Annotated in this window: 16 protein-coding genes and 2 riboswitches; of the genes, 8 read left to right on the plus strand and 8 right to left on the minus strand. The window is 50.1% G+C overall.

The window, feature by feature from the left end:
• Positions 1-3: 3 nt before the first annotated feature.
• The gene (locus ACO0K4_RS09035; protein WP_422956299.1) at positions 4-1,809 is read right to left on the minus strand and encodes an ABC transporter transmembrane domain-containing protein; all 1,806 of its coding nucleotides are present in this window, start codon (positions 1,807-1,809) and stop codon (positions 4-6) included.
• A 448-nt stretch (positions 1,810-2,257) separates the two neighbouring features.
• Positions 2,258-4,078: a DUF885 domain-containing protein gene (locus ACO0K4_RS09040; protein WP_422956300.1), complete on the minus strand. Its 1,821-nt coding sequence runs from the start codon at positions 4,076-4,078 to the stop codon at positions 2,258-2,260.
• Positions 4,079-4,514: 436 nt separating this feature from the next.
• Here ACO0K4_RS09040 and ACO0K4_RS09045 point away from each other — a divergent pair, with 436 nt between their 5' ends.
• From ACO0K4_RS09045 to gcvP, 4 genes are all read left to right on the plus strand, one after another.
• Positions 4,515-5,903, plus strand: a complete 1,389-nt coding sequence (locus ACO0K4_RS09045) for a DUF2799 domain-containing protein (RefSeq protein ID WP_422956301.1) — start codon at positions 4,515-4,517, stop codon at positions 5,901-5,903.
• Between the two features lie 423 nt (positions 5,904-6,326).
• Positions 6,327-6,425: riboswitch (glycine riboswitch) on the plus strand.
• A 10-nt stretch (positions 6,426-6,435) separates the two neighbouring features.
• Positions 6,436-6,559, plus strand: a riboswitch (glycine riboswitch).
• A gap of 75 nt (positions 6,560-6,634) precedes the next feature.
• Positions 6,635-7,765: a glycine cleavage system aminomethyltransferase GcvT gene (gene gcvT, locus ACO0K4_RS09050; protein WP_422956302.1), complete on the plus strand. Its 1,131-nt coding sequence runs from the start codon at positions 6,635-6,637 to the stop codon at positions 7,763-7,765.
• A gap of 216 nt (positions 7,766-7,981) precedes the next feature.
• A complete protein-coding gene (gene gcvH / locus ACO0K4_RS09055) occupies positions 7,982-8,359 on the plus strand; it encodes a glycine cleavage system protein GcvH (RefSeq protein ID WP_422956303.1) in 378 nt (125 codons plus the stop codon).
• 208 nt (positions 8,360-8,567) lie between these two features.
• Entirely contained in the window at positions 8,568-11,447 is a 2,880-nt protein-coding gene (gcvP, locus tag ACO0K4_RS09060; RefSeq protein WP_422956304.1) for an aminomethyl-transferring glycine dehydrogenase, read from the plus strand.
• A gap of 127 nt (positions 11,448-11,574) precedes the next feature.
• Here the strand turns inward: gcvP and ACO0K4_RS09065 are convergent, their stop codons facing one another.
• From ACO0K4_RS09065 to ACO0K4_RS09080, 4 genes are all read right to left on the minus strand, one after another.
• Positions 11,575-14,925: a S41 family peptidase gene (locus ACO0K4_RS09065; protein WP_422956305.1), complete on the minus strand. Its 3,351-nt coding sequence runs from the start codon at positions 14,923-14,925 to the stop codon at positions 11,575-11,577.
• 444 nt (positions 14,926-15,369) lie between these two features.
• On the minus strand, positions 15,370-16,278 hold the full coding sequence (gene rsgA / locus ACO0K4_RS09070) for a ribosome small subunit-dependent GTPase A (protein WP_422956306.1): 909 nt from the start codon (positions 16,276-16,278) through the stop codon (positions 15,370-15,372).
• Positions 16,278-16,631, minus strand: coding sequence for a 4a-hydroxytetrahydrobiopterin dehydratase (locus ACO0K4_RS09075; protein ID WP_422956631.1), 354 nt, complete (start codon positions 16,629-16,631; stop codon positions 16,278-16,280). Before ACO0K4_RS09075 ends, rsgA begins: the two co-directional genes overlap by 1 nt.
• Positions 16,625-17,890, minus strand: a complete 1,266-nt coding sequence (locus tag ACO0K4_RS09080; RefSeq protein ID WP_422956307.1) for a M48 family metallopeptidase — start codon at positions 17,888-17,890, stop codon at positions 16,625-16,627. The genes ACO0K4_RS09075 and ACO0K4_RS09080 overlap by 7 nt, the downstream gene beginning before the upstream one ends.
• 36 nt (positions 17,891-17,926) lie before the next feature.
• Here ACO0K4_RS09080 and orn point away from each other — a divergent pair, with 36 nt between their 5' ends.
• Together orn and ACO0K4_RS09090 are read left to right on the plus strand one after the other, a co-directional pair.
• Positions 17,927-18,550 carry an oligoribonuclease gene (gene orn / locus ACO0K4_RS09085; RefSeq protein ID WP_422956308.1) on the plus strand — a complete coding sequence of 208 codons (624 nt, stop codon included), beginning with the start codon at positions 17,927-17,929 and terminating at the stop codon, positions 18,548-18,550.
• A 79-nt stretch (positions 18,551-18,629) separates the two neighbouring features.
• Positions 18,630-19,289 carry an Hpt domain-containing protein gene (locus ACO0K4_RS09090; protein WP_422956309.1) on the plus strand — a complete coding sequence of 220 codons (660 nt, stop codon included), beginning with the start codon at positions 18,630-18,632 and terminating at the stop codon, positions 19,287-19,289.
• A 133-nt stretch (positions 19,290-19,422) separates the two neighbouring features.
• On the opposite strand, the gene ACO0K4_RS09095 is transcribed toward ACO0K4_RS09090, so the two are convergent.
• Both ACO0K4_RS09095 and ACO0K4_RS09100 read right to left on the minus strand, forming a co-directional pair.
• A complete protein-coding gene (locus ACO0K4_RS09095; RefSeq protein ID WP_422956310.1) occupies positions 19,423-20,670 on the minus strand; it encodes a sensor histidine kinase in 1,248 nt (415 codons plus the stop codon).
• A gap of 441 nt (positions 20,671-21,111) precedes the next feature.
• Complete coding sequence (locus ACO0K4_RS09100; RefSeq protein WP_422956311.1) at positions 21,112-21,468, minus strand: FKBP-type peptidyl-prolyl cis-trans isomerase; 357 nt, start codon at positions 21,466-21,468, stop codon at positions 21,112-21,114.
• A gap of 372 nt (positions 21,469-21,840) precedes the next feature.
• Between ACO0K4_RS09100 and ACO0K4_RS09105 the strand changes: the two genes are divergently transcribed.
• Entirely contained in the window at positions 21,841-22,806 is a 966-nt protein-coding gene (locus ACO0K4_RS09105; RefSeq protein WP_422956312.1) for a cytochrome D1 domain-containing protein, read from the plus strand.
• Positions 22,790-23,656 (plus strand): polysaccharide deacetylase family protein, encoded by an 867-nt coding sequence (locus ACO0K4_RS09110; protein WP_422956313.1) that lies wholly within the window; start codon positions 22,790-22,792, stop codon positions 23,654-23,656. The genes ACO0K4_RS09105 and ACO0K4_RS09110 overlap by 17 nt, the downstream gene beginning before the upstream one ends.
• Positions 23,657-23,694 lie beyond the last annotated feature (38 nt).

Genomic DNA, 23,694 nt, shown 5'->3' on the forward strand with positions numbered 1-23,694 from the left:
GGATTACTCCAGCATCGTATTAAATTGCAGTGAGGCGAGCTTGGCATAAATACCGCCCTGTGCCACCAGCGAGGTATGCGTGCCGGTTTCGACGATGTGACCGTGTTCCATCACGATAATGCGGTCGGCGCGCAGTACGGTTGCCAGACGGTGAGCAATAATCAGGGTCGTGCGGCCTTTCATCGCGACCTCGAGTGCACCTTGTACCAGTCGCTCTGATTCTGCGTCCAGTGCGCTGGTTGCTTCATCGAGTAATAGCAATGGAGGATTTTTGAGCAAGGCTCGTGCAATCGCAATTCGCTGACGCTGACCGCCGGACAGGCGCACGCCGCGTTCTCCCAAAAAGGATTGATAGCCTTCTGGCAGGCGCTCGATGAACTCATGCGCAGCAGCCATTTTGGCAGCGGCAATCACCTCTGCATCAGTAGCATCGGCTTTGCCGTAACGGATGTTCTCCATCGCGTTCGCAGAAAAAATGACCGTATCCTGCGGCACGATACCGATCGCATTGCGCAGCGCATGCAGATCTAGCTGGCGCAGTTCAACGCCATCGAGTTTAATGCTCCCTTGCTGCGGATCATAAAAGCGCAACAGCAACTGGAATAAGGTGGTTTTACCAGCGCCGGACGAACCGACCACGGCGACTGTTTCACCCGGAGCGATGTCGAGTGACATATGACCGATAGACGCCATATTCGGTCGGGAAGGGTAGTGGAATACGACATCCGACAATGATAATGCCGCGCCATTCGTCGTCAGAACCGGAAGTGACATCGCTGTTGCCGGCGATTGTATCGGCGATTCGAGCGACATCAGTTCCAGCAGACGTTCTGTTGCACCGGCTGCGCGCTGGGCCTCTCCCAATACCTCAGACAATGCTCCCACTGCTCCTGCCACAATCGAGGCATACAAAATGAACTGGCCCAGTTCGCCGCCACTCATGCTACCGTCCATCACGGCATGTGCGCCTAGCCACAACACAAATACAATCGCACCAAACACCAGCAAAATCGCCAGCATTGTCAGTAGAGAACGCGCACGGATACGACGCATTGCGGTAGCGAAGGCACTTTCTACTGAACCTGAAAAACGCTGCGCTTCGATATGTTCATGGGTGAAGGCTTGCACCGTCGGCATGGCGTTCAAGATTTCACCTGCAACGGCAGATGCATCCGCAATCCGGTCCTGCGAGTCACGCGACAGCTTGCGTACTTTGCGACCGAACAAGACGATGGGCAGGATGGTCGCCGCCAACGTGACGATGATGATGGAGGCCAGCTTCGGACTGGTCACAAATAACATCGCCAGACCACCGATGAACAAGAGAATATTACGCAAGGCCATCGAAATACTGGTGCCCACCACGGACTGAATCAGCGTCGTATCTGTTGTCAGGCGCGATAGCACCTCTCCTGTCTGCGTCGTTTCAAAAAACTCCGGGCTTTGCGTCACCACGTGTGAATACACTGCATTGCGAATATCTGCTGTTACCCTTTCACCTAACCATGACACCATATAGAAGCGCGCCGCCGTTGCCACGCCGAGTACACATGCCACACCAAATAAGGCCAGAAAAGTCAGATCTACATGTTTGATACTTTGCGCGCCGGTCGTGCTAAACCCCAGATCGATCATTTGCCGGAACGCATACGGAATCGCCAGCGTCGCACATGCTGCAATGATCAGCGCAATCCCTGCTAAAAAAAACTGACGACGATAAGGAAGCAAAAACGGAATTAAACCTTTGAGTGTCGCCAGGCTACTTTTGGACGCAGCGTCAGTATTGTCAGTATTGGAAGGGGCGGTCATAGTCGCTTCAGGTGAGAGGTGATGGAAATGGCGGAAATAGCTGAACTAGTTGAGAGTAGCAGTATTGTGTCAGCTTTCACCTGCGTTGGAGCAAAACGGACACATTACGAAATGATACGAAGCACGTATATGGGGATGGAGTTAGTCGAAACAAGATTGCCTTGCTGAGTGCTGCCGACAACGGTGTTTTCGCTTTGAGTGTGACTCTTTTATATTTTTTAATATATTTTTTATGGGGAGTATATGGATAAATACGGCTTTATCCTCTTATTTTTAAACGTCTTTAAAATATACATCCCCTCAGTATATTAATAATGAGAGCATGCTTATGGCGTATTGATTTGCTAATGCCATGCCTCGTAAACATCTCATAAAAAATGAGGCGCACTTCTCAGCGCGCCTCATTTTTGTTCTGTCATAAGATATCAGCGAGAGTTGACGTCACTGCTTACGCTTTTTTACGCTTCGCAATCCAGTCATCGATTACGCGTTCCAGCACGACCAACGGCAGAGCGCCGTGGGTCAGTACCTCGTTGTGAAATTGTTTGAGATCGAATTTGTCACCGAGGGCGAGTTTGGCTTTTTCACGCAGGGCGAGGATTTTTAGCATACCGACTTTGTATGCCAGTGCCTGACCCGGATCGACCATGTAGCGCTCGATTTCGGCGGTGACATCGGTGAGTGCCATGCCTGTATTGTCCGTCATGTATTGGATTGCCTGTTCACGCGTCCAGTGTTTGTAATGAATGCCGCTATCGACCACGAGACGTACAGCCCGCATCATTTCATCACGCAGACGCCCCAAATTGTCCATAGGATCTTTTTCAAACCCAAGCTCCCAGGCGAGACGTTCTGCATACAGAGCCCAACCTTCCGCATAAGCGGTGAATGGCAATACTTGCCTGAAGAACGGAACGTTTTGCAATTCCTGTGCGATAGAAATCTGGAAGTGATGCCCCGGAATCCCTTCGTGATAAGCGAGGGTGCACATGGTGAACTTGGGGTTTTCTTTGGTGTCACGCATGTTTGCGTAAAAGATGCCCGGGCGTGAGCCATCGAATGCACCGGGGTTGTAATACGCGCCCGGTGCAGTTGCCTGGGAAAATTCTGGCACCGCTTTGACTTCGACGCCGAGTTTTGGACGTACATCAAAGCTGCTATCGAGTCCTTTGTTGACTTCATCCAAAATCACCTGAAAGCCTTTGAGCATAGCTTGTTTGCCTTCAGGCGTGTTTGGATAGAGCTGTGCCGGATCTTCGGATAACTGTAATACCCTCGCCCCGACGGTGCCTTCGCTCAGACCTTTGCTTTTTAAAATAGCATCCATCTCGCTGCTGATACGGGCAACTTCAGCGAGTCCCAGATCATGTACTTGTTGCGGTGTCATATCAGTTGTGGTATGCATCTTGACTGCCCATGCGTAATACGCGTCGCCACCAGCATAATGCCAGACACCAAAATTGCCCTGTGCTTTAGCTTGCAGTGCTGTGAAATACTGAATCAATTTTTGATAAGCGGGATAGACTTGTTTCGTCACGCTGGTTTCAGCCTCGGTCATTAAGGCTTGGCGCGTTGTCGTATCGATGGTGTTTGCCGGTACCTTGTCGAGCTTTTCTTTGAAACTGATGAACAGCGGATTTTGTCTGGCAGGTTTGGCGATGAAATCCCGCATTTGCACCAACACTTTTTCTACGAGAAATTGCGGCGGAATGATATTTTTGTCTTCGCGAATTTTTAAGCCTTCAAGCACCTGATCGAATTTAAGCGGAAATTTGTTCAATCGTGCGATGTAATTTTTTGCGTCTTTTGCAGAATTGATCTGATGAATGTCGATCATGAAATTCGGCAAATTCGATTGCACGCCAAACATCTGATTGACTGGGAAATTCAGATCTCGAAATTGATCTCCTTCGTCCTGTATGCGCAGGTAATACTCCATCGTATCGTAGGATAATTGCTGGTCGCGGCTGTAGGTGTCGCGTTGATATCGATGCAGTGTGGCGAGATTGTCACGCACCATATCTGCCATTTTTTGATCTGCTGCAGGGGATGCGTCGCTGAATTTGTCGCTATAAAAATCCATCCAGTCGGGAAGAATACGCATACTAGACAGCATTTCGGGCTGGTCTAAGGCAAACCGTGCCATGACGCGCGCATAGAACCAGTCTGCTTTAAGTGGTTTGAAATACCAGACATGAATAAAACCGACTGCGAGGATGAGCAGTAGTACGAGTAGTGTACGCCCAGTCCATTTGAAGAATCGCGCCATATTGTTTTTCCTTGATCGAAGTGAAAAAATTATTATAGTCAGAATTGTTTCTAGAAAAGCAAATATTTACGGGGCTAGGGTCTGTTAATAATCAAATTGGGAGTGCGAATGAGTCTGAAGAAGCACCGGGCTAGGCGCAAGGAGCGTCGTAGTGCGAGCACTATCAGCGACTTGCAACAACGCCATGTGCATCTTCAGGCCATTCCCGGAAGGTTCATGCCATGACACAAGATGGACTGTGTTGCTCCTCTTGTTGAGGCGCCAGCCTCAGCGACGACGCGCGCCTTGGAACCCTGCGTCCTGACATGAACGCATCTCCCGATTTGATTGTTAACAGACCCTAGTACGCTTTACGTCAAAACAAATAACGTGTCAGGTCAACAAAACCGGCAACGCAAACGTTGAGATATCACCTACACCACAGTAAAGTCCCTCTATGTTCACAATAAGTCGCAAGGCTCTTCTCGCAGCCGTCATGCTGCTGCCTCTGGCTGGATGTCAGACGACCATGAATCAGCGTCAGGATTGCAAGGTGGGTGACTGGAATTTCATCGGCAATAAAGACGGCGCGCAGGGTTTTGATCCGCGCTTTGACGAGCGTCGCCAATTTTGTGCAGCGGTTGACGGTGACAAAATTAAACTGGAATCAGCGAGCCAGTACCAGGCTGGCTGGCAACAGGGCAATCAGCATTTTTGGGAAGAGGTTGGTGCGCGGGACGGTGTCAGTGCCCTTGCGGTGTCCAACTATGAGCGGCAATTAAAAACCGAGATTATCGTTAAAAACCATACGCCATCGAATCCCGATGCGTATCAGCGGGGCTGGGTGCGAGGCAATGCAGACTATTGGTACGGTATTGGCGATACGGATGGCAAGGCAGGTCATTCGGCAAAAGATGAACAACTCAGGGCTGTCAGCGGACAAGCGATCGGTTTTAATCAAGTCAGTTATCAGCAAGGCTGGCGTGCCGGTAACTATGCTTACTGGACGCAAATCGGTTTTCAGGACGCGCATGACGGGGTATCAGACAGTGAGCTGAAACAACGTGCGCAGGCGGCACAGGCAAATGGTGTACTGGTGCGTGAAGACGCCTACAAAGAAGCCTGGAATAAAGAGATTATTGAATACTGGCGTCGTCTGGGCTGGAGTGATGCGACCGAGGGACGGGATGTGATTACCCGTCGTGCAGATGCTAAGGCCAGAGGCTTGAAATTCAGTGAGACCGAATACCAGCAGCAGTGGGAGCAGCGATTAATCCAGTACTGGCGTGAGGCCGGCAATACCGATGGTTTTGGTCAGCCCAATCAGCTCGAAGACCGCATGAACAATGCCCGTCGCAATAATGTGTTCGTCATTCCGCAAACGCGTGATACCTACAATCAGGCGTGGTTTGCGCAAAATGCTGTGTATTGCAGTCCTGATAATGCTTTCGCTTTTGGCCGTAGCAATCACCGGATGGCAATCGAAGTCTGTCAGGCGAATCAACAAAACAGAGCACGACGTGCCTGGAGTGCAGGGCAGGATTATGAGGACATCGCCAGAAAGCTCAGTACCATCAACATGGATCTGGCGTCATTAAACGATCGTCGTGGCGATGCCGCCCGCCGGCTGGACCGGATCGAGCGGGAGATCCGGCGTGATCAGGACGACAAAAATCGTGTGACCAATAACGATACCGCGAACAATGACCGCAAACGTGAGCGGGAGCGTCAGGAGTTGCGTGAGTTTTTGCAGGGAACTGCGCACCGGATGGACGATTTACGTAGCTGGGAATTCCGTTATAGCCAGCAAATGCAGCAGATTAAGCGTGATATCTATCGGGATTAAACACGCGGCTCATAGCGATGAAATATTTGATTATGTCGGTGGAGTATTGTTGATTGATTAATCAATTGGTCAATCAACATTCAACATTCAACATTCAACATTCAATCAATAGTCCTGTAAAAAACTACTAAAAGCCCTCTGACTGAAATCTGGCACGGCATCAGGTTTCATCGTCAACAGTGTCGTAGCAATCTTTCCTAAGGGCTATTTTATATTTTTGCAATAAGGCCATGCACGCCATGCGATGTGCCTGAGCAAGAGTTTTCAGGCATTTCTAAAAACAACTCCGCATATTCCATGCGCCTTTTGAGCCATTTATGCCAGCAAAGCCGCATGGAGTATGCGGATTCATTTTCAAACCAGATTGACACAAATATTTAGCCAGCTAAAGTTCACATTAAGAGGCGAAGCCCTTATAATCGCGCTACTTGATCAGGAGAGCGTGACCAGCCAACGAGCCATGGTTACCGCCGAAGGGGCTAACACCCAAAAACTCTCAGGCAAAAGGACTGATCAACGGGGCTGTAGAAACACCCCAAACTCTGGAGAGCGATAGCGGCATGTTGGTATCACGCCGAACTATCCACCGAAGGTGCGCACGGATGGGCCGTAAGGTCAGTCCGTAATCTCTCAGGTATCAGGACAGAGGGGTCTGCGATGTGATCGCATGCGATGAGCCGTGGCTTATCCATGTGATGCATTGTCCCTTCTATTTTGGTAATGAGGTTCTCATGACGCAAGCAGCCGCAACTCTTCAAGTAACCCCACTTAATTCTGCCCACCGTGCCGCCGGCGCAAAAATGGTCGATTTCGGCGGCTGGGACATGCCCGTCAATTACGGATCACAAATCGAAGAACATCATGCCGTCCGTACCGATTGCGGAATGTTCGACGTCTCCCATATGTGTGTAGTGGATCTGAAAGGCGTGAATGTCCGCAGCTTCCTGCGTGGCCTGGTTGCCAATAACGTTGATAAATTACAAGTCCCGGGCAAAGCGCTGTATTCCTGCATGCTGAAACCTGAAGGCACGGTTGTCGACGATCTGATTATTTATTACTTCAGCGAAGACTGGTTCCGCCTCGTCGTCAATGCAGGCACTGCCACAAAAGACCTTGCCTGGATGGCCGCGCACAATGCTGCGACCGATGCTGGCATCACCATTACACAGCGCCGCGATGGTGCAAACGCATTTGCTCTGGTTGCCGTACAAGGACCAAATGCCCGTGCTAAGGCATGGGAAGTTTTGCCAGAAACCAAAGCGGCCAGTGCTGAGATCAAACCATTTAACGCCGTGATCGTTGCCGACACTTCTTTCGGCGAAGTCATGGTGGCACGCACGGGTTATACCGGCGAAGACGGTTTTGAAATCGCTGTTGCCGCAGAGCGCGTGACTGAATTGTGGGATGCACTGGTTGCTGCCGGTGTCAAGCCAGCAGGTCTTGGCGCGCGTGACACCTTGCGTCTGGAAGCTGGTATGAATCTATACGGGCAGGACATGGATGAAACCGTGAATCCATTAAATGCCGGTCTGGCATGGACGATCGATCTGCTTGCGGAGCGCGACTTTGTCGGTAAAAAAGCTTTGCAAGAACAGGGGCAGACAGCACAGTTTCTGGGCCTGATTTTGCGTGAAAAAGGCGGCATCCTGCGCGCACATCAAAAAGTCATCACCGCACAAGGTGACGGCGAAATCACTAGCGGTACATTTAGCCCAAGCATGCAAGAAGCAATCGCTCTGGCGCGCTTACCTATGGGCGTTGCGATTGGCGACACAGTACATGTTCAGATCCGTGACAAGCAATTAGCAGCGACAGTAGTGAAATTGCCATTTGTGCGTAATGGTAAGGTTTTAGTAGCTTAGGGAGTCACCACAAATCCAATTCCAGAGTGCATCCGGCTTTGTAAATCCTTACAGTACCGATGTATTGCTCCGGACATTGTTCCGGATATTGCTAAGTTTTAAGCCTAGGACTCCATCTCTATAATTGAATTTGTGCCGGACCCTTAATATTCAGAAGTACAAAAAAAATTGTTTTAAATTATTTCGAATTATTTTTAAATTTTTTTGGAGAGCAACATGACAGTTCCAGCAGATCGTAAATATACAGCGTCCCATGAATGGGTGCGCGTTGAAGCCGACGGCACAGTGTCCGTGGGTATTACCGACTTCGCGCAAGATGCGTTGGGCGATATCGTTTTCGTTGAAGTACCAAAAGTTGGTGCGATGTTGGCGGCCGGTAAAGATTGCTGCGTAATCGAATCTGTCAAAGCAGCTGGTGACGTGTATGCACCTGTGGCTGGTGAAGTTGTTGCAGTCAATGATGCGGTAGTTGACGCGCCAGACGCGATCAATGCCGGCGCATTTGATGCATGGTTGTTCAAATTGAAGCCGGCCAATGCGGCTGATGTTGATGCCTTGATGTCTGCTGAAGCTTACCAAAAAAATATCGGCTAATTTTTTGATGTCCCGATAAATGTCAGTGTCGGGTGCATTACGGCGTTGCAAATGCGCGCAATATCGATATATTGCTGTGCCCCTTGTTCCTTGCCTTGTAATGCACCTCGACAATTGAAATACTCGGGGCATTCAATTCATCTGGATAGGTCGAATCCTCCTTGATTCGCCACACTTTGTTTTAACCAGTTTTTATCCCACAAATACCATGACCCGCACCAGCCTAACTCAACTCGAAGCGCATGACGCTTTCATCGCCAGACATATCGGACCTTCCGAGGCAGAACAAGCCGCCATGCTCAAGACCTTGGGTTATGCGACACGCACCGCCCTGATCGATGCAATTGTCCCTGCCAATATCCGCCGCCATGACGTATTGCCTCTGGCGCAATTCACCGAAGCCAAATCAGAAACGGAAGCGCTGGCAACATTAAAAGCGTTGGCAGGCAAGAACAAAGTACTGAAATCCCTGATCGGTCAGGGTTATTACAACACGCATACGCCAGGCGTGATTTTGCGGAATATTTTTGAAAATCCGGCCTGGTACACCGCGTACACACCGTACCAGCCAGAAATTTCTCAAGGTCGCCTGGAAGCAATTCTGAACTTCCAGCAAGTCATCATGGACATGACGGGTATGGACATTGCCAATGCATCGATGCTGGACGAAGGTACCGCTGCAGCCGAGGCGATGACTCTGATTCAGCGCGTTGGCAAATCGAATTCCAACGTGTTCTATGTCGCGCATGATGTGCTGCCACAAACCCGCGAAATCATCGAAACACGTGCCAAGCCTTTGGGTATTGAAGTGCGTACCTTGACAGCGAATGAAGCTCTAGAAAACGAATGCTTTGGTGTTCTCTTGCAATACCCGGGCGTTGATGGCGAGATCCGTGATTACCGCGAATTCGCCGCCGCCGCGCATGCGAAAGGCGCGATGGTCATCGCCGCCGCTGATTTGTTAGCATTGACGCTGATTGAAGCGCCAGGTACCTGGGGTGCTGACGTGGTCGTCGGTAACAGCCAGCGCTTTGGTGTCCCGCTCGGTTTTGGCGGCCCACACGCAGGTTACATGGGTACTAAAGACGCGTTCAAACGCTCCATGCCAGGCCGTCTGGTCGGCGTGACGGTTGATGCGCAAGGTAAGCAAGCTTATCGTCTGGCGCTGCAAACACGTGAGCAACATATCCGTCGCGAAAAAGCGACATCGAACATTTGTACAGCACAGGTCTTGCTGGCAGTGATCGCGTCGATGTATGCGGTGTATCACGGCCCGGTAGGTTTGAAACAAATCGCGCAACGTACCCACCGTTTGACCGGTACTTTGGCGGCTGGCTTAAAATCGATGGGCGTAGCAATTGCTAACGCCACTTTTTTTGACACCTTAACGATCAACGTCGCTGATGCCGCAGCTATCCATACAGCCGCACAAGCGCAAGGCTACAATCTGCGCCAGATCAGTGCGACCCAAGTAGGCATCTCACTGGATGAAACAGCGACGCGCGCGGATGTCGATGCATTGTGGGCCATTTTGGGATCAGGGAAAGCAGTGCCGGATTTCGCTGCAATTGAAGCGAGCGTAGCAGATGCCTTCCCGGCAGCCCTGGCACGCACCACGACCTATCTGACGCATCCAACCTTCAGTCGCTACCACGCAGAACACGACATGCTGCGTTATTTGCGTAGCCTGGCTGACAAAGATCTGGCTCTGGATCGCACCATGATCCCGCTCGGTTCTTGCACGATGAAGTTGAATGCAACTTCCGAAATGATCCCAGTGACCTGGCCAGAATTTTCTAATATTCATCCTTTCGCACCGGACGACCAGACCACCGGTTACCGCGAAATGATCGATCAGTTAGAAGCCATGTTGTGCGCGGCGACCGGTTACGATGCTGTGTCACTGCAACCCAATGCTGGTTCGCAAGGTGAGTACACTGGTTTGCTGGTGATTCAGGCTTACCACGCGTCTCGCGGCGAAGCACATCGCAATATCTGCCTGATCCCATCATCGGCACATGGCACTAACCCTGCATCCGCCAGTATGGTCGGCATGGATGTCGTTGTCGTTGCCTGCGATGACAACGGTAACGTTGATCTGGTGGACTTGAAAGCCAAAGCCGAAAAGCACAGCGCCAATCTGGCAGCGGCGATGGTCACGTATCCGTCCACGCATGGTGTGTTTGAAGAAGGTATTCAGACTTTGTGCGAGATTGTTCACACCCATGGTGGTCAGGTTTATGTGGATGGTGCGAATATGAATGCGCTGGTCGGTGTTGCTGCGCCGGGTAAATTCGGCGGTGACGTCAGTCATCTGAACCTGCATAAAACCTTCTGTATCCCTCACGGTGGTGGCGGCCCTGGCGTTGGTCCAGTCGCCGTAGGCGCACATCTGGCAAAGTTCTTGCCGAATCAAAAATCGACGGGTTATGTCCGTGGTGAAGACGGTATATCGGCTGTCAGTGCTGCGCCATTTGGCTCTGCCAGTATTTTGCCGATCTCCTGGATGTACATCGCGATGATGGGCTCTGAAGGCTTGAAAGCAGCGACAGAGACAGCAATCCTGGCAGCGAACTATATCGCTAAACGTCTGGCACCTCACTATCCAGTGCTGTACTCTGGTCATGATGGTCTGGTCGCGCATGAATGCATCCTGGATCTGCGTCCATTGACCGATGCAACCGGCATCAGTAACGAAGACGTCGCAAAGCGCCTGATCGACTTTGGCTTCCACGCACCTACGATGAGTTTCCCGGTACCGGGTACTTTGATGATTGAACCAACAGAAAGCGAATCACAAGCTGAGCTGGATCGATTCATTGATGCGATGATTGTGATCCGCGAAGAAATCGCTAAAGTCGCTAGCGGTGAATTCGATGCGAAAGACAATCCGCTCAAAAACGCGCCGCATACAGCAGAGGTGCTGGTCGCAAACGAATGGACACATGCGTATGGCCGTGAAGTCGCCGCTTTCCCTGTGCCATCTTTGCGCAAGCAAAAATACTGGGCACCGGTAGGCCGTGCGGATAACGTGTATGGTGATCGTAATTTGTTCTGTTCTTGCGTTCCTGTAAGTGACTACGAATAACATTCGTAGTCTGTAATATAAAAAAGCGGATATCTATAATCAGATATCCGCTTTTTTTGTACTTTATTTTGTGTTTTATTTTGGGTTTTACTTTCTCAAATTACTGACCAAAAGCGACCGGCATCATTTATTTACCTAACTTCGGCATCGCAGGTGCTTGTTGCCGTTGCACTGCCTGGTAAGTCTGAAGTTTTTGCATGACATGTTGAATCGCTGCATCCAGCTGCGTGTCTCTGCCAGCATTGACCTCAGCCGGATCGAGTTCGACATCCATATCTGGCGCAACCCCCTCATTTTCTACACGCCATTCACCATCCGGTGTAAAGAAACGGAAGAAGGGTACCAGTAAAAATCCGCCATCGATCAATTCAGGGTTCGTCGAAATGCCGATCAGACCACCCCAGGTACGCTTGCCGATCAAGGTGCCTAAGCCCAGGCGTTTAAATGAATACGGCAGGAAATCACCACCCGATCCGGCGTCCTGATCGATCAGCATCGCCTTGGGTCCGTATATCGCTGCGCCAGGTGTATCAAACAAGAGGCCGTCCCGGTCTTTCCAGCTTGCCAGATATTTACGGCTCAGTATGTCAGTGATGTAGTTCGCCGCTTGTCCACCGCTGTTGCGACGTTCATCAACGATCAGCGCAGCTTTATCTGCCTGCGCATAAAACATGCGGTTGAAATACTGATAACCATCAGAGCCGGTATCGGGTAAGTACACATAGGCGACTTTGCCATCTGTTTTTTTCTGGACGTATTCGCGATTTTTTTCTATCCAGTGCCACTGACGCAAGGCACCCTCGTTGGCGACTGGCTGGACGATTACTTGCCGGCTTTGCTGATTGCTCAGGTCGCCGGACACGGTCAGCGTTATTTGCTTACCTACGGTATTGGCTAACAGGGAATACAGGTTTTTGCCGCTATCCAATGTTTTTCCATTGATCGCGAGCAGATAGTCCCCCTCTTTAATAGTCAATCCCGGTGTGGCAAGAGGTGCTGCCAGAAACGGATTCCAGCGATCGCCGCGATAGATGGTTTTAATACGATAGTGGCCTTGCTCATAGCTATAGTCGGCACCGAGCAGGCCAACCGCAACGGGTTTCTCTTGATAGATATCGCCGCCACCGACACGATTGTGTCCGACCTGCAGCTCACCGATCATTTCGACCAGCAAGTCATTCAGGTCTTCACGACGTTGCACGTGCTTGAGCAGGGCATGATAGCGCGTGTAGATCGCATCCCAGTCGATACCATGCAGATTTGCATCGTAGAAAAATTCTTTCTCCATCCACCAGGTTTCGTTGAAAATTTGTTCCCATTCTTCGCGTGGATTGACCTGCATGCGGACTTGCGACAGATCAATGGATTTTGCATCCAGTTTTTCGCTGGCATCGCCGACATCGAGTTTGCTTTTCGCATACTGGATCAGGATTTTTTTGCCATCCGCACTCAGACTAAATGAAGCGATACCCTGACGCAGGGATTTCGCTTTTTTATCTTCGACGCTAAATCGCATCAACTCGGCATCATCGTCGTCTTTGTTGGCAGGCGGTTCATGGCTGACACCTGGCTGACGATGTTCCAGATAGAACAGCGAACCATCGGATGCGACTGCCAGATTGTCGTAATTACGTTCTGCGACGGGCAAGGCGACGATGCGTTGCTGCAGGCCAGCGAGATCAATCCGGACTGCCTTGGGTGCTTTAGCTGTCGCATCCTTGGTACTGTCTTTATCCTTGCCTGTATCTTTGTTTGCGTCTTTTGCGGAGTCTTTTTTAGCTTCGTCTTTTTTATCCTCATCCTTTTTCGCTTCTTCATCGCCACTCTTTGGCAATAGAGGCGATTTGCCGTCGGCTGCGAGTACGGCGACATACAAACCATTACGCAGAGGTCGTTCCTGCGTTGACATGTCTAGACCGACCTGCGTTGGTCCGGAATTGATTGAGGCCGTGAAGTACAGGTAGTCAGCTGCGGCAAAGACGGGGTTGTCGGCATGGCTCATGCCATCTGTGAGGCTGGTATTTTTGCTGCTACCGAAATCATGTAGTTTTATTTGTGAAAAATGATTCGCGCCGACAACGGTATAGGCCAGCCATTTACTGTCTGATGAAAACGAGACATTGAACCGGGAGCGTCGTGAGCTGGTATCGATTTTACTGATGCTGCCGTTATGGAGATGGATCGCATACAACTGGAGGTGGTTGTCCTGATACACAATCATCTGATTATCCGGGGACCAGTCGAGTAGCGTGTAATAACCAGGCTGACCGAGGCTGAATGTTTTTGGTTTGTCGAGTCCGGTCTGATCCCGCAGTATCAGATGATGCTGCCGTCCTGCATCAGATAGGTAGGCAATTTGTTTGCCGTCCGGGCTCCATAAACCGTCTTTTTCGCGAATGCCCGAACTCTCGGTGAGGTTACGTACCGAGCCGTCTTTAACCGGAACGGTAAAGATATCGCCACGCGCACTGACTACGACGCGCTTGCCGGTAGGGGACAAAGCGGCAGAAGTAATCGTACTGCTGGCATCCTTCCATTGAGGGCGGGCTTGCATTGCCTGGCTAATTTGCGCATCCAGATTGACGTGGATGGTATGTGTTTTTCCTGTTGCAGCGTCAAGCTCTTTCAGCTCGCCACCGACTTCATACACGACCGTATTGCCTGCTGCGCTGATGTTGCGGATATCCCAGATAGTCTCTTGCGTGACCTGGCGAACAGCCTTGGTCTTGCGGTTATAGGCAAATAGATTCGCTACTTTGTTATCGCGATCAGAGATAAAAAATACCTCGTCACCGACCCAGACAGGATTGCTGTCGGTCGCGTTTTCATGCGGTATTTTTTCTAATTTGTTATTGGCGACATCCATGATCCAGATCGGTGGCGTAGTGCCGCCGCGATGCAGTCGCCAGCCGCTAGGGCCGCTATATGCCTGGCGGAACGGGCGGTAGGCAAGAAATTTGCCATCAACCGACCAGTTGCCTTCAAAGGCGATGGCCTCCATGACTTTTTTCTCGTAGCCGCCCTCGAGTGGTACTTCGTATAGCTGGTTACTGCGACTGTTGGCTATTTCTCGGTTCGATGCGAACAGGACGCGCTTGCCATCAGCACTCCAGCCAACGAGGACATCCTGACCCGGATGCCAAGTCAAACGGCGCGCCTGACCACCTTCGACGGGGATCACATAGACATCCGTGTTGTTGTCGTAACTGGCCGAATAAGCAAGCCATTTACCGTCAGGAGAAAACTTAGGAGAAAACTCCGATGCCGGATGTGTCGTCAGTCGCACCGGATTTTGTCCGTCGCGACCAGTCAGCCAGATATCACCCGCATACACAAAGGCAAGATGATCACGTGAGATGCTAGGCTGACGCAGCAAAAGCGTATCGGCCAACGCCGACGGCGTCAGAAAGCAAGCGCCTAGCAACGAGGCTAAGGCCAGGCTTAAAATCTTCTTGGTACCGGGAGTTGTCCTGCGCATTCGATTCTCCTTTGATCGGCTTTTGGCCGCGTTGATATGATTTTTAATGGAGCAAGCTTGTCTTTGACGCGTTTGGTTGAATTAAGTTTAATGACTTTTTTATTATTTTCACATGTTTGAACCGCTACCGATTCAGGTGATTTTTGACTATTGAAATTACTGCAATTGTGCAGATTATATGAAATAGGCGAAGCTTACTAGTTTGTTATTTCTAGCCTACATCGGGTCTTGATCACACGGGAATAAGCGTGGCAGGTGGTATAAACGGGGGGATAAGGTTGCTAACGAAGCCAGTAGTGAAACAGCTGAGGGTGCATGATTAGAGGCATAAAGGCCGGCCTGCGATTGCAGACCGGGACTTTGAATGGGACTTATGTTGATACCGAATCTAGTGAGGTCCTCAGCATGCCGCATACCAGGCACTGGAGATAAGCAGGCAGGGGCTTATTTATAACCGATAGTTTGCGCAGCTTCATGTACGAGCTGTTCAAACAGATCATGACGCATTTGTGCAATGTCGCCGGATTTGACGGCACTTAAAATCGCACAGCCTGGCTCGGTGTGGTGATGACAATTATAGAATTTACATTGACCAAGATGCGGTAAAAACTCTGGGAACGCACGTTCCAGCATGCCTTCGCTCAGATGATGCAGGCCGAATTCCTGAAAGCCCGGAGAGTCGATGACGGCGGTTTCTGCATCCATTTGATACAGGCGGGTGAAGGTCGTGGTGTGTTTGCCCGTGTCCAGCGCAGCAGAGATTTCTCTGGTGGCGATCTCGGCATCGGGGATCAATAAGTTGATCAGTGAAGATTTTCCCATGCCGGACTGGCCGATCAGGATGGTGTTGTTACCTTCGATCAGGTCCATCATGGTTGCACGTGTCGCCTCCGGTGCTGCGGTGACCGAGACTTCTAACACAGGATAGCCTAGGCCAGCATATAAGGCAAGGCGCTCGCGTGCCTTTGGCAGGCTTGCTTCTACGTCGATTTTATTCAGGACGATGGTGGCTTTGATGCCTGAGGATTCAGACGCGACCAAGGCGCGTGAAATCAGATCATCGGCAAAGCTGGGTTCGGTTGCGACGACAATCAGTAATTGCGTCAGGTTTGCCGCCAGCATTTTTGACTTATATTGATCCGAGCGATACAGCAGGGTCTTACGCGGCGTGATGGCTTCAATCACGCCCTGATTCTTTGACGTCAGCTGGTATTCGACGATGTCACCGACGGCGACATCTGTTTTTTTACCACGCGTGACACAATGCAATTTGATGTCGTCTGCCTGTACCAGATAGTGTCTGCCATGAGCCGCGATGACGGTCGCTAACAGTTTGGTCTTGGTGTTACTCATTAAGAAAAGCTTTGCTGAAAAATCGCATCGACTTTTGCTGCGCAGATAAAGTCATTTTCCGAGATACCGCCTTTGCCGTCATTGACGGTATGGGTATCGAATTTAATGGTGCAACGGTTGTAGGTGACGACCAGTTCAGGATGATGATCTTCTGCATGGATGACATAGGCGATCGCATTGATGAAGGCGAGCGTCTCGTAGTAATTTTTGAAGTTGAACGTCTTGACGATACGCGGACCGTCTTGAGTCCAGCCAGGTGTCGCTGCAAAATACGCAGGTAAGACGCTGGTGTCTAATGCAGTTTCTGTATGCAGTGATTTTTTTGCGAGCAGGGTAGTGGTATTGATCATGATGGAGTGACCGAAAGTAGTTGATGTATGCGCACAGAGGCTGGCGGATGGGAATCATAGAATTTGGAATGCAAAGGATCTGGCGTCAGGGTGGATGCATTGTCCTCATACAGTTTGACCAGTGCCGCAACGAGATCGTTTGCATTGGTATGTTTTGCTGCAAAAGCATCGGCTTCAAATTCATGTTTGCGTGAACTGATCGATGTCAGCGGAGATAGAATGAATGTGAAAACCGGCAGTGCCAGCATAAACAGGATCAGTGCCATGGCGTCATTCGAGGCGAGCAGCATCGGGTCAACACCGAGACCGTTATAAAACCAGAGCTGCTGTTTCAGATAGCCCAGCAGAGCGAGAAAGCCGAGCGACACAAAGAACATGACGCTGATTCGTTTGACGATATGCTTGAGTTTGAAATGTCCCAGTTCATGGGCTAAGACGGCTTCGATCTCTGGCGGTGACAGGCGGGACAACAGGGTATCGAAAAATACGATACGTTTTGCTGCACCGAAGCCAGAGAAATAAGCATTACCATGCGCGCTGCGCTTGGAGCCATCCATGACGAACAAGCCGCTGGAGGCAAAGCCGACACGTTGCATTAAACCTTCGATGCGGGTACGCAAGCTATCATCGTCCAAAGGCGTGAATTTATTAAACAGTGGAGCAATGACACTGGGATAAATCAACATCATCAATAACTGAAAACCGCTCCACACCAGCCAGGCATATAGCCACCACAATGCACCGGATTTTTCCATCAGACTGAGTACAACCCAGATCAGTGGCAGGCCAATAGCCGCGCCGAGTAAGCTACTTTTTAGCATGTCGGCAAAAAACAGGGCGGGTGTCATTTTATTGAAACCGAATTTTTGCTCCAGCACAAATTGTTTGTAGTAATCAAAAGGCAAGTCGATCAGGCTGCCGATCAGAGCAAAAGACGCTAACAGGCATAGTTGGTAGGTCATGCCGGGACCGGTGAATTTTACCAGTGTGACCGACAACAGTTGCAGGCCACCGAGCAGGGTAAAACCAATGAGTACAGCGGTGTTTAGTACCAGCAGTACCATGTCCAGCTTGGTTTTGGCGATGGTATAGTCCGCCGCTTTTTGATGTGCGGCGAGCGGGATTTTTTCTGCAAACTCGGCAGGGACTGCGGCGCGATGCCGCAAAATATGGCGAATATGGCGCGAGCCCAGCCAGAAGCGTAAGACCAGGGTGAGCAGTAAAAATGCCGCGAATAAAACAGAAAATGCTACAGAAATCATGGGAAAATGCCACATTGATTAAGAGAAGGAAGAATTATGTCACAAGCTAACGACATTCAAGCAAACACCGCTGCATCTGCATCTGCAACGACAACAACACCTGCAACGCCGCTAGCCAAGCCTAATGAGTTTAATCTGATTTGGCTCGATATGGAGATGACAGGGCTAGACCCGGATAATGATCGTATCATCGAGGTTGCCGTGGTCGTCACTGATATGCAACTGAATGTCCTCGCTGAGGGACCGGTATTTGCGATTCATCAGCCAGACGAGATCATGGACAAGATGGATGCCTGGAATAAAGGAACGCATGGCCGCTCCGGCTTGATTGATCGTGTAAAAGCCTCGACAGTATCTGAGGCAGATGCAGAAAAAGAACTGATCGCTTTTCTAAAACAATATGTACCGGCTGGCAAATCGCCGATGTGCGGCAATTCGATTTGTCAGGACCGGCGCTTTATGGCGCGTGGCATGCCGAAACTGGAAGCTTTTTTTCATTACCGCAATCTGGACGTCTCTACATTAAAAGAGCTCTGCAAGCGTTGGAAACCGGCGATTGCCAGCGGTTTTAAGAAACATCAGAAGCATACGGCGATGGCCGACATCATTGAGTCGATCGAAGAGCTCAAATACTATCGCGAGCACTTCATCAAAGAGTAGTTTTAAGAGTGGTTTTTAAGCTCTGCTCAACCGTATCATGCCGTAACCGGTTTGAGATATAACCGGGGTAAACCATCTGATGCCTATATCAAAACAGCAGAATGATGAATCATCTGATGAGTACGTCGGTGCGGCTCATCAGTGTGATCCGGTCATTGATATCGTCCGCCTGGAAGCGATGTGTATTGCGCACGAAAGCTTCCGGACGGCCGTCGATGGCATGATACAAAAGCTGATTGATCGGGGACTTACTCCGGTCGAGGAGGCTAGGCATGCCTGGTCGTCAGGGTATCGTGACGATGTCATAGCGATATTTCATACCTTGCGCGGCACACTAGGTACACTCGGTGCAACAGACTTTCAGAACGCAGCTCGGCAAATCGAGTTAGCGATTCAAGACGGGCAGGATCAGCAGATGTCCGCTCTTCTGGATACCGCTGCACAATGCCTGCACATTGTGATTGAGGCCGCCATACAATGGCAGCAGCGCTCATCCGTAGATACAGGCAATCATGGACGTTTTCGGGTTGGTCTTGCTGCGGAGCTGCCTGATGGGACAGGTATTCAGGATTTGCAGGAATTGAAACTGCTTCTCGCACAAAAAAATATGCGTGCTTGTGATCTGTATCTTCAGTTACGACCTGCGTTGTCGCAGGTTTATTCCGAAACTGTCATGCGGGATGCCGACCATGGCATGCAAAACCTGGATTTTGCCCGCGTGGCCGCCTTACTCGTCTGATATTGCAATTCCCTAGTGCATTTAACCTGCACCAAAGCAGGATGCCTGCTCCGCATTATTACCTCATTTGATTGTGCAGATTACATTGATTGTATCGGTCGCCTAGATCGAAATGATCGAATTGATCATATGCTTATTGAGATTTACGTTCTGAAATTGGGAATTTCGCAGTAATTCTGGCGCCTTGTCCAAGTCTGCCATCGATTTCAATTGTGCCGCCATATAAGCTTGTCACCAGATTGTAGACCGTGTACATCCCAATGCCTGAGCCGCCTCGTCCAGCTTTGGTTGTAAAAAACGGATCAAAAATACGTAGCTTGATATCGTCCGAGATGCCGACGCCATTATCTTCAAAACTGACGGTGAAATGATGGTCAGTATGCCGTGCACAGATATGCATGGTGCCCCCTTCACGATCAGGGAAGGCGTGGGCGATGGAGTTGGTGATCAGATTAGTAATAATTTGTTCGAGCGGACCGGGAAAACTATCGATGATGATGCCGGCAGGAATATCGATGTCCACACTGTGCGATGTGGTCTTGAGCATCGGTCGTAAGGTGCTGACTGTATGCGACACAATATCCAGCAGGTCAAATTCACAACGCCGGTCACTGCTTTGATCAACGGAGACTTGTTTGAAGCTTTCGATTAATGAATACGAACGCTCTGACGCCCGTTCGATCAATGCGCTGCTTTCGCGGCAATACGTAATGAATCCGTCCAGGGTTGATCTGGAAATTTTACCGGCGCTCAGATCATCCGCCAGCTGCTCTACACGATCCAGCAGGGATGCCGAAACAAGGCGCATATTGCTGAGCGGCGTATGGAGCTCATGCGTGATACCTGCGACGAGGCTGCCAAGGGATGCCATTTTTTCTTGTTGCACTACATGATCCATGGCTTGTTGCAGTTCCTCTGTGCGTTCTGCCACTCTGGCTTCTAATGTGCGGTTTGCTTCTTCTATACGTTCCGCCTGAAACTTTAACATCAGGTGTGTCTGGACCCGTGCTCTGACAACCGTTGCATTGACGGGTTTTGAGATAAAGTCCACGCCACCTGCGGACAGGCCAATCGCTTCTTCTTCGGGATTGCTTTGGCCGGTAACAAAGATCAGGGGGATGTCGGCAGTCAGCGGATTCGCTTTGAGGCGTCTGCACACTTCAATGCCGCTGAGGTCCGGCATCAGAACATCAAGCAGAATCAGGTCAGGAGGCGTTTCCTGACAAAAGGCAAGCGCCTGCTCGCCACTGGTCGCCATGAAAACATCATGATCTTCTGAAAATATCTGGTAAAGCACCTGAATGTTCATGGGCTGATCATCAACTACCAGTAGTCGAAATCGCTTCGCAGGATGCTTACCATGTTTTAATAGCCGGTACATTCTTGAGCCTCAATCTTGCAATCAGATCGTTGCCCGTCGGGCATTTTTGTATCTGTCTGGCAAGCTTACACTGATGCTATAAAGAAAATCGTCAAACACTGTTAAACCTTTTTTATTTTCCAACATATTGAATTTATTGATTTTATTTTTGTTTTTCAGACGTTGTTCAGGTGGTTTGTCGATGAAAAATACAGCAATCATCCGGGGCGATAAAATGGCATGGCGGATGATTTGATGCCTGCGTGCTATTTGGCTATTTTTTAGCGGATTTGGATAGAGACCGGATCACGTTCGTTTAAAACAACCAATTAAATTAAAGTAAAAAAGCCTCGATATCCATCGAGGCTTTTGCATACTGCTTGGGAGTATCGTTTTAACACGCAATCAGATTAAGCGGATTAGGCACTGTTTTAGAACATACTCCCTATATGATGCGTTTTATTAAACGCCCAGCAATTCAACTTCAAAAATCAAAGTAGCATTTGGTGGAATCACGCCACCCGCGCCGCGCGGGCCGTAGCCGAGTGACGACGGGATCGTCAGTACACGTGTGCCGCCGATTTTCATGCCTTGTACGCCTTCATCCCAGCCTTTAATGACATGACCGGCGCCTAAGGGGAAGGAGAACGGATCATTGCGGTCTTTGCTGGAGTCGAATTTTTTACCTGCGCTGCCATCGGGATTTTGCAACCAGCCGGTGTAGTGCACAACAACGTGGTCGCCCGCAGTTGCTTCTGCGCCTGCGCCAAGGACTTTATCTTCGTATTGCAAGCCGGATACGGTGGTAGTGGTGGACATGATATTTCCTTCAATGTTGATCAAAAAACTGGCGCAATTGTACCCAAATTCTGCACACGAATTTGATGAGCGTAGATAAATCCAGTCTGAGCGGGCGAAATATTTGTTGATTTTTATCAAAAACAGGTAAAAAGCCGGTCAGAAGCGGGAGGAAAACCGCAGTAATTAACAGCTTGTCACGATGCTACTGCGTCCGGCAGGTTAAAATACGGTAACTCATTTCAGAACTCAGGCAAAACCGCCGCGCTGCTCTTACAGCGCTTTACTGCAGCATAGTTTCTATAGCCAGCTGTCTTGGTGACTACTCCTTGCGGTAACAGTTTTGCGTAAGTTCTATTTATCTTTCCCTTCATTGCAAAGCGGTAGAAATTCATGCGTAGTCGTTTTTTGTGTGTGCTGTTGTCCTTATCCTCCGTCCTCATTTCACAAGCAGAAGCCAGTGTGGTCGTGATCTTGAATTCGCGTGATGCGACCGTGAGTTTGCTGGATCAGGATACGCAAAAAGAAATCAGCACTTTCCCTATCGGTAAAGAGCCACATCATTTGATGGCAACACCCGACAACAAGTCACTGATCGTCGCGAATGCGGTGGGCGATGAGCTGGTATTTCTGGACCCTAAGACGGGACAAATCCAGCGCCGTATCAAAGATATCGCTGATCCTTACCAGATCGGCTTTTCTCCCGATCAAAAATGGTTTGTCTCCAACTCACTGCGTCTGGATCGTGTCGATTTTTATAAATACGACGGCAAGGATCTGACGCTGGTTAACCGGGTTCCTCTGGCGAAATTGCCGAGCCATATGGCATTCGACGCTGCCAGCACGACGGTATTTATTACGCATCAGGGAAGTGACCAGGTTTCTGCAATTGATCTGGCAACGCAAAAAGTGAAGTGGACGATCCCGGTTGGCAAGCTGCCTGCCGGTATTGCGATGACACCTGACGATAAATATTTGTTAGTCGGCATTATGGGCAGCGACTACGTCGAAGTCATCGACTGGCGTACTCAAAAAACCGTGAAGCGTATTAAGGCTGGTGCCGGTACGCATAATTTCCGCGCATTGGGTGACAAGCGTCATGTATTCGTGTCAAACCGCGTTTCAAACACGATCAATATCATTGATCAGGTCACTTTGGAGAATACGGGTACGATTGCTGTCCCCGGCGGACCTGACTGCATGGAGCTCAGCGATGATGGCAAAACTCTCTGGGTCACTTTACGCTGGATTAAAAAGGTAGCAGTCATTGACGTCCCGTCGAAAAAAGTCATTAAGCTGATTCCGGTCGGACGTTCTCCACACGGTGTGTATTTCATTAATCATGCGTCCCGCATGTAAATCTGTCTGGTTGGCAGCAATCGCCGCGGCGCTCCCTGTCCTCGCTGTTGCAGCTGGCGCAAGCGCATTGCTGCTTCTGTCTGCGGACGCCATTTCAGCAACGTCAGTAACTTCAGCTGCCACGCAGGCATCTGCATGCAAGGGTAAGATCTATCTGACCTTTGATACAGGCAGCCAGTCTCAGGCAGAGCTGATTGCCACGAGTTTACGTCGCCACCACATCAAGGCAACTTTTTTTCTCGCGAATGAAAAAACCGTGAAAGGTGATTATTCGCTGGATCCGGCATGGGGCGCGTATTGGAAGCAGCTCGTCGCAGACGGGCATGCGTTTGGTACGCATACCTTTGACCATGTGTATGCCGTGAGAGATCTTGCTGACGGCCGCATTGCTGTGAAGCCGCAATTTGGCGCACAGGCAGGGCAACATATTGTCTGGACTGCTGAGCAATATTGCAATGAATTGAAGCGGGTAGATCAGCGCTTTGAACAACTCACGGGCCGTAAACTGGATCCATTCTGGCGCGCTCCCGGTGGCAAATTAACCCCGAATTTACTGAAGGCAGGGCAAGCTTGTGCTTATGCCCATGTGGGCTGGGATCCTGCCGGATTCTCCGGTGACGAATTGCCCAGCGAAAAATGGAGTAATCCGGTTTTATTGCAGCGTGCTTTGAGTCAGCTGACAGATGGCGATATTTTTATGGCACATCTGGGGATCTGGTCGCGCAAGCAAGCATGGATGCCGGAAAATCTGGAGCCGCTGATATCAGGTCTTGAGCAAAAGGGGTTTTGTTTTGCCACCTTACGCGAGCATCCGCGTTACCGGCTGAAGTCAGCGAATCAGGCTAATTGAATGACACCCTTACACAAATACAAAACCTTTAAGCGGCA

Source organism: Undibacterium sp. RuTC16W (genome assembly GCF_049339445.1).
Taxonomy (GTDB): Bacteria; Pseudomonadota; Gammaproteobacteria; order Burkholderiales; family Burkholderiaceae_D; genus Undibacterium.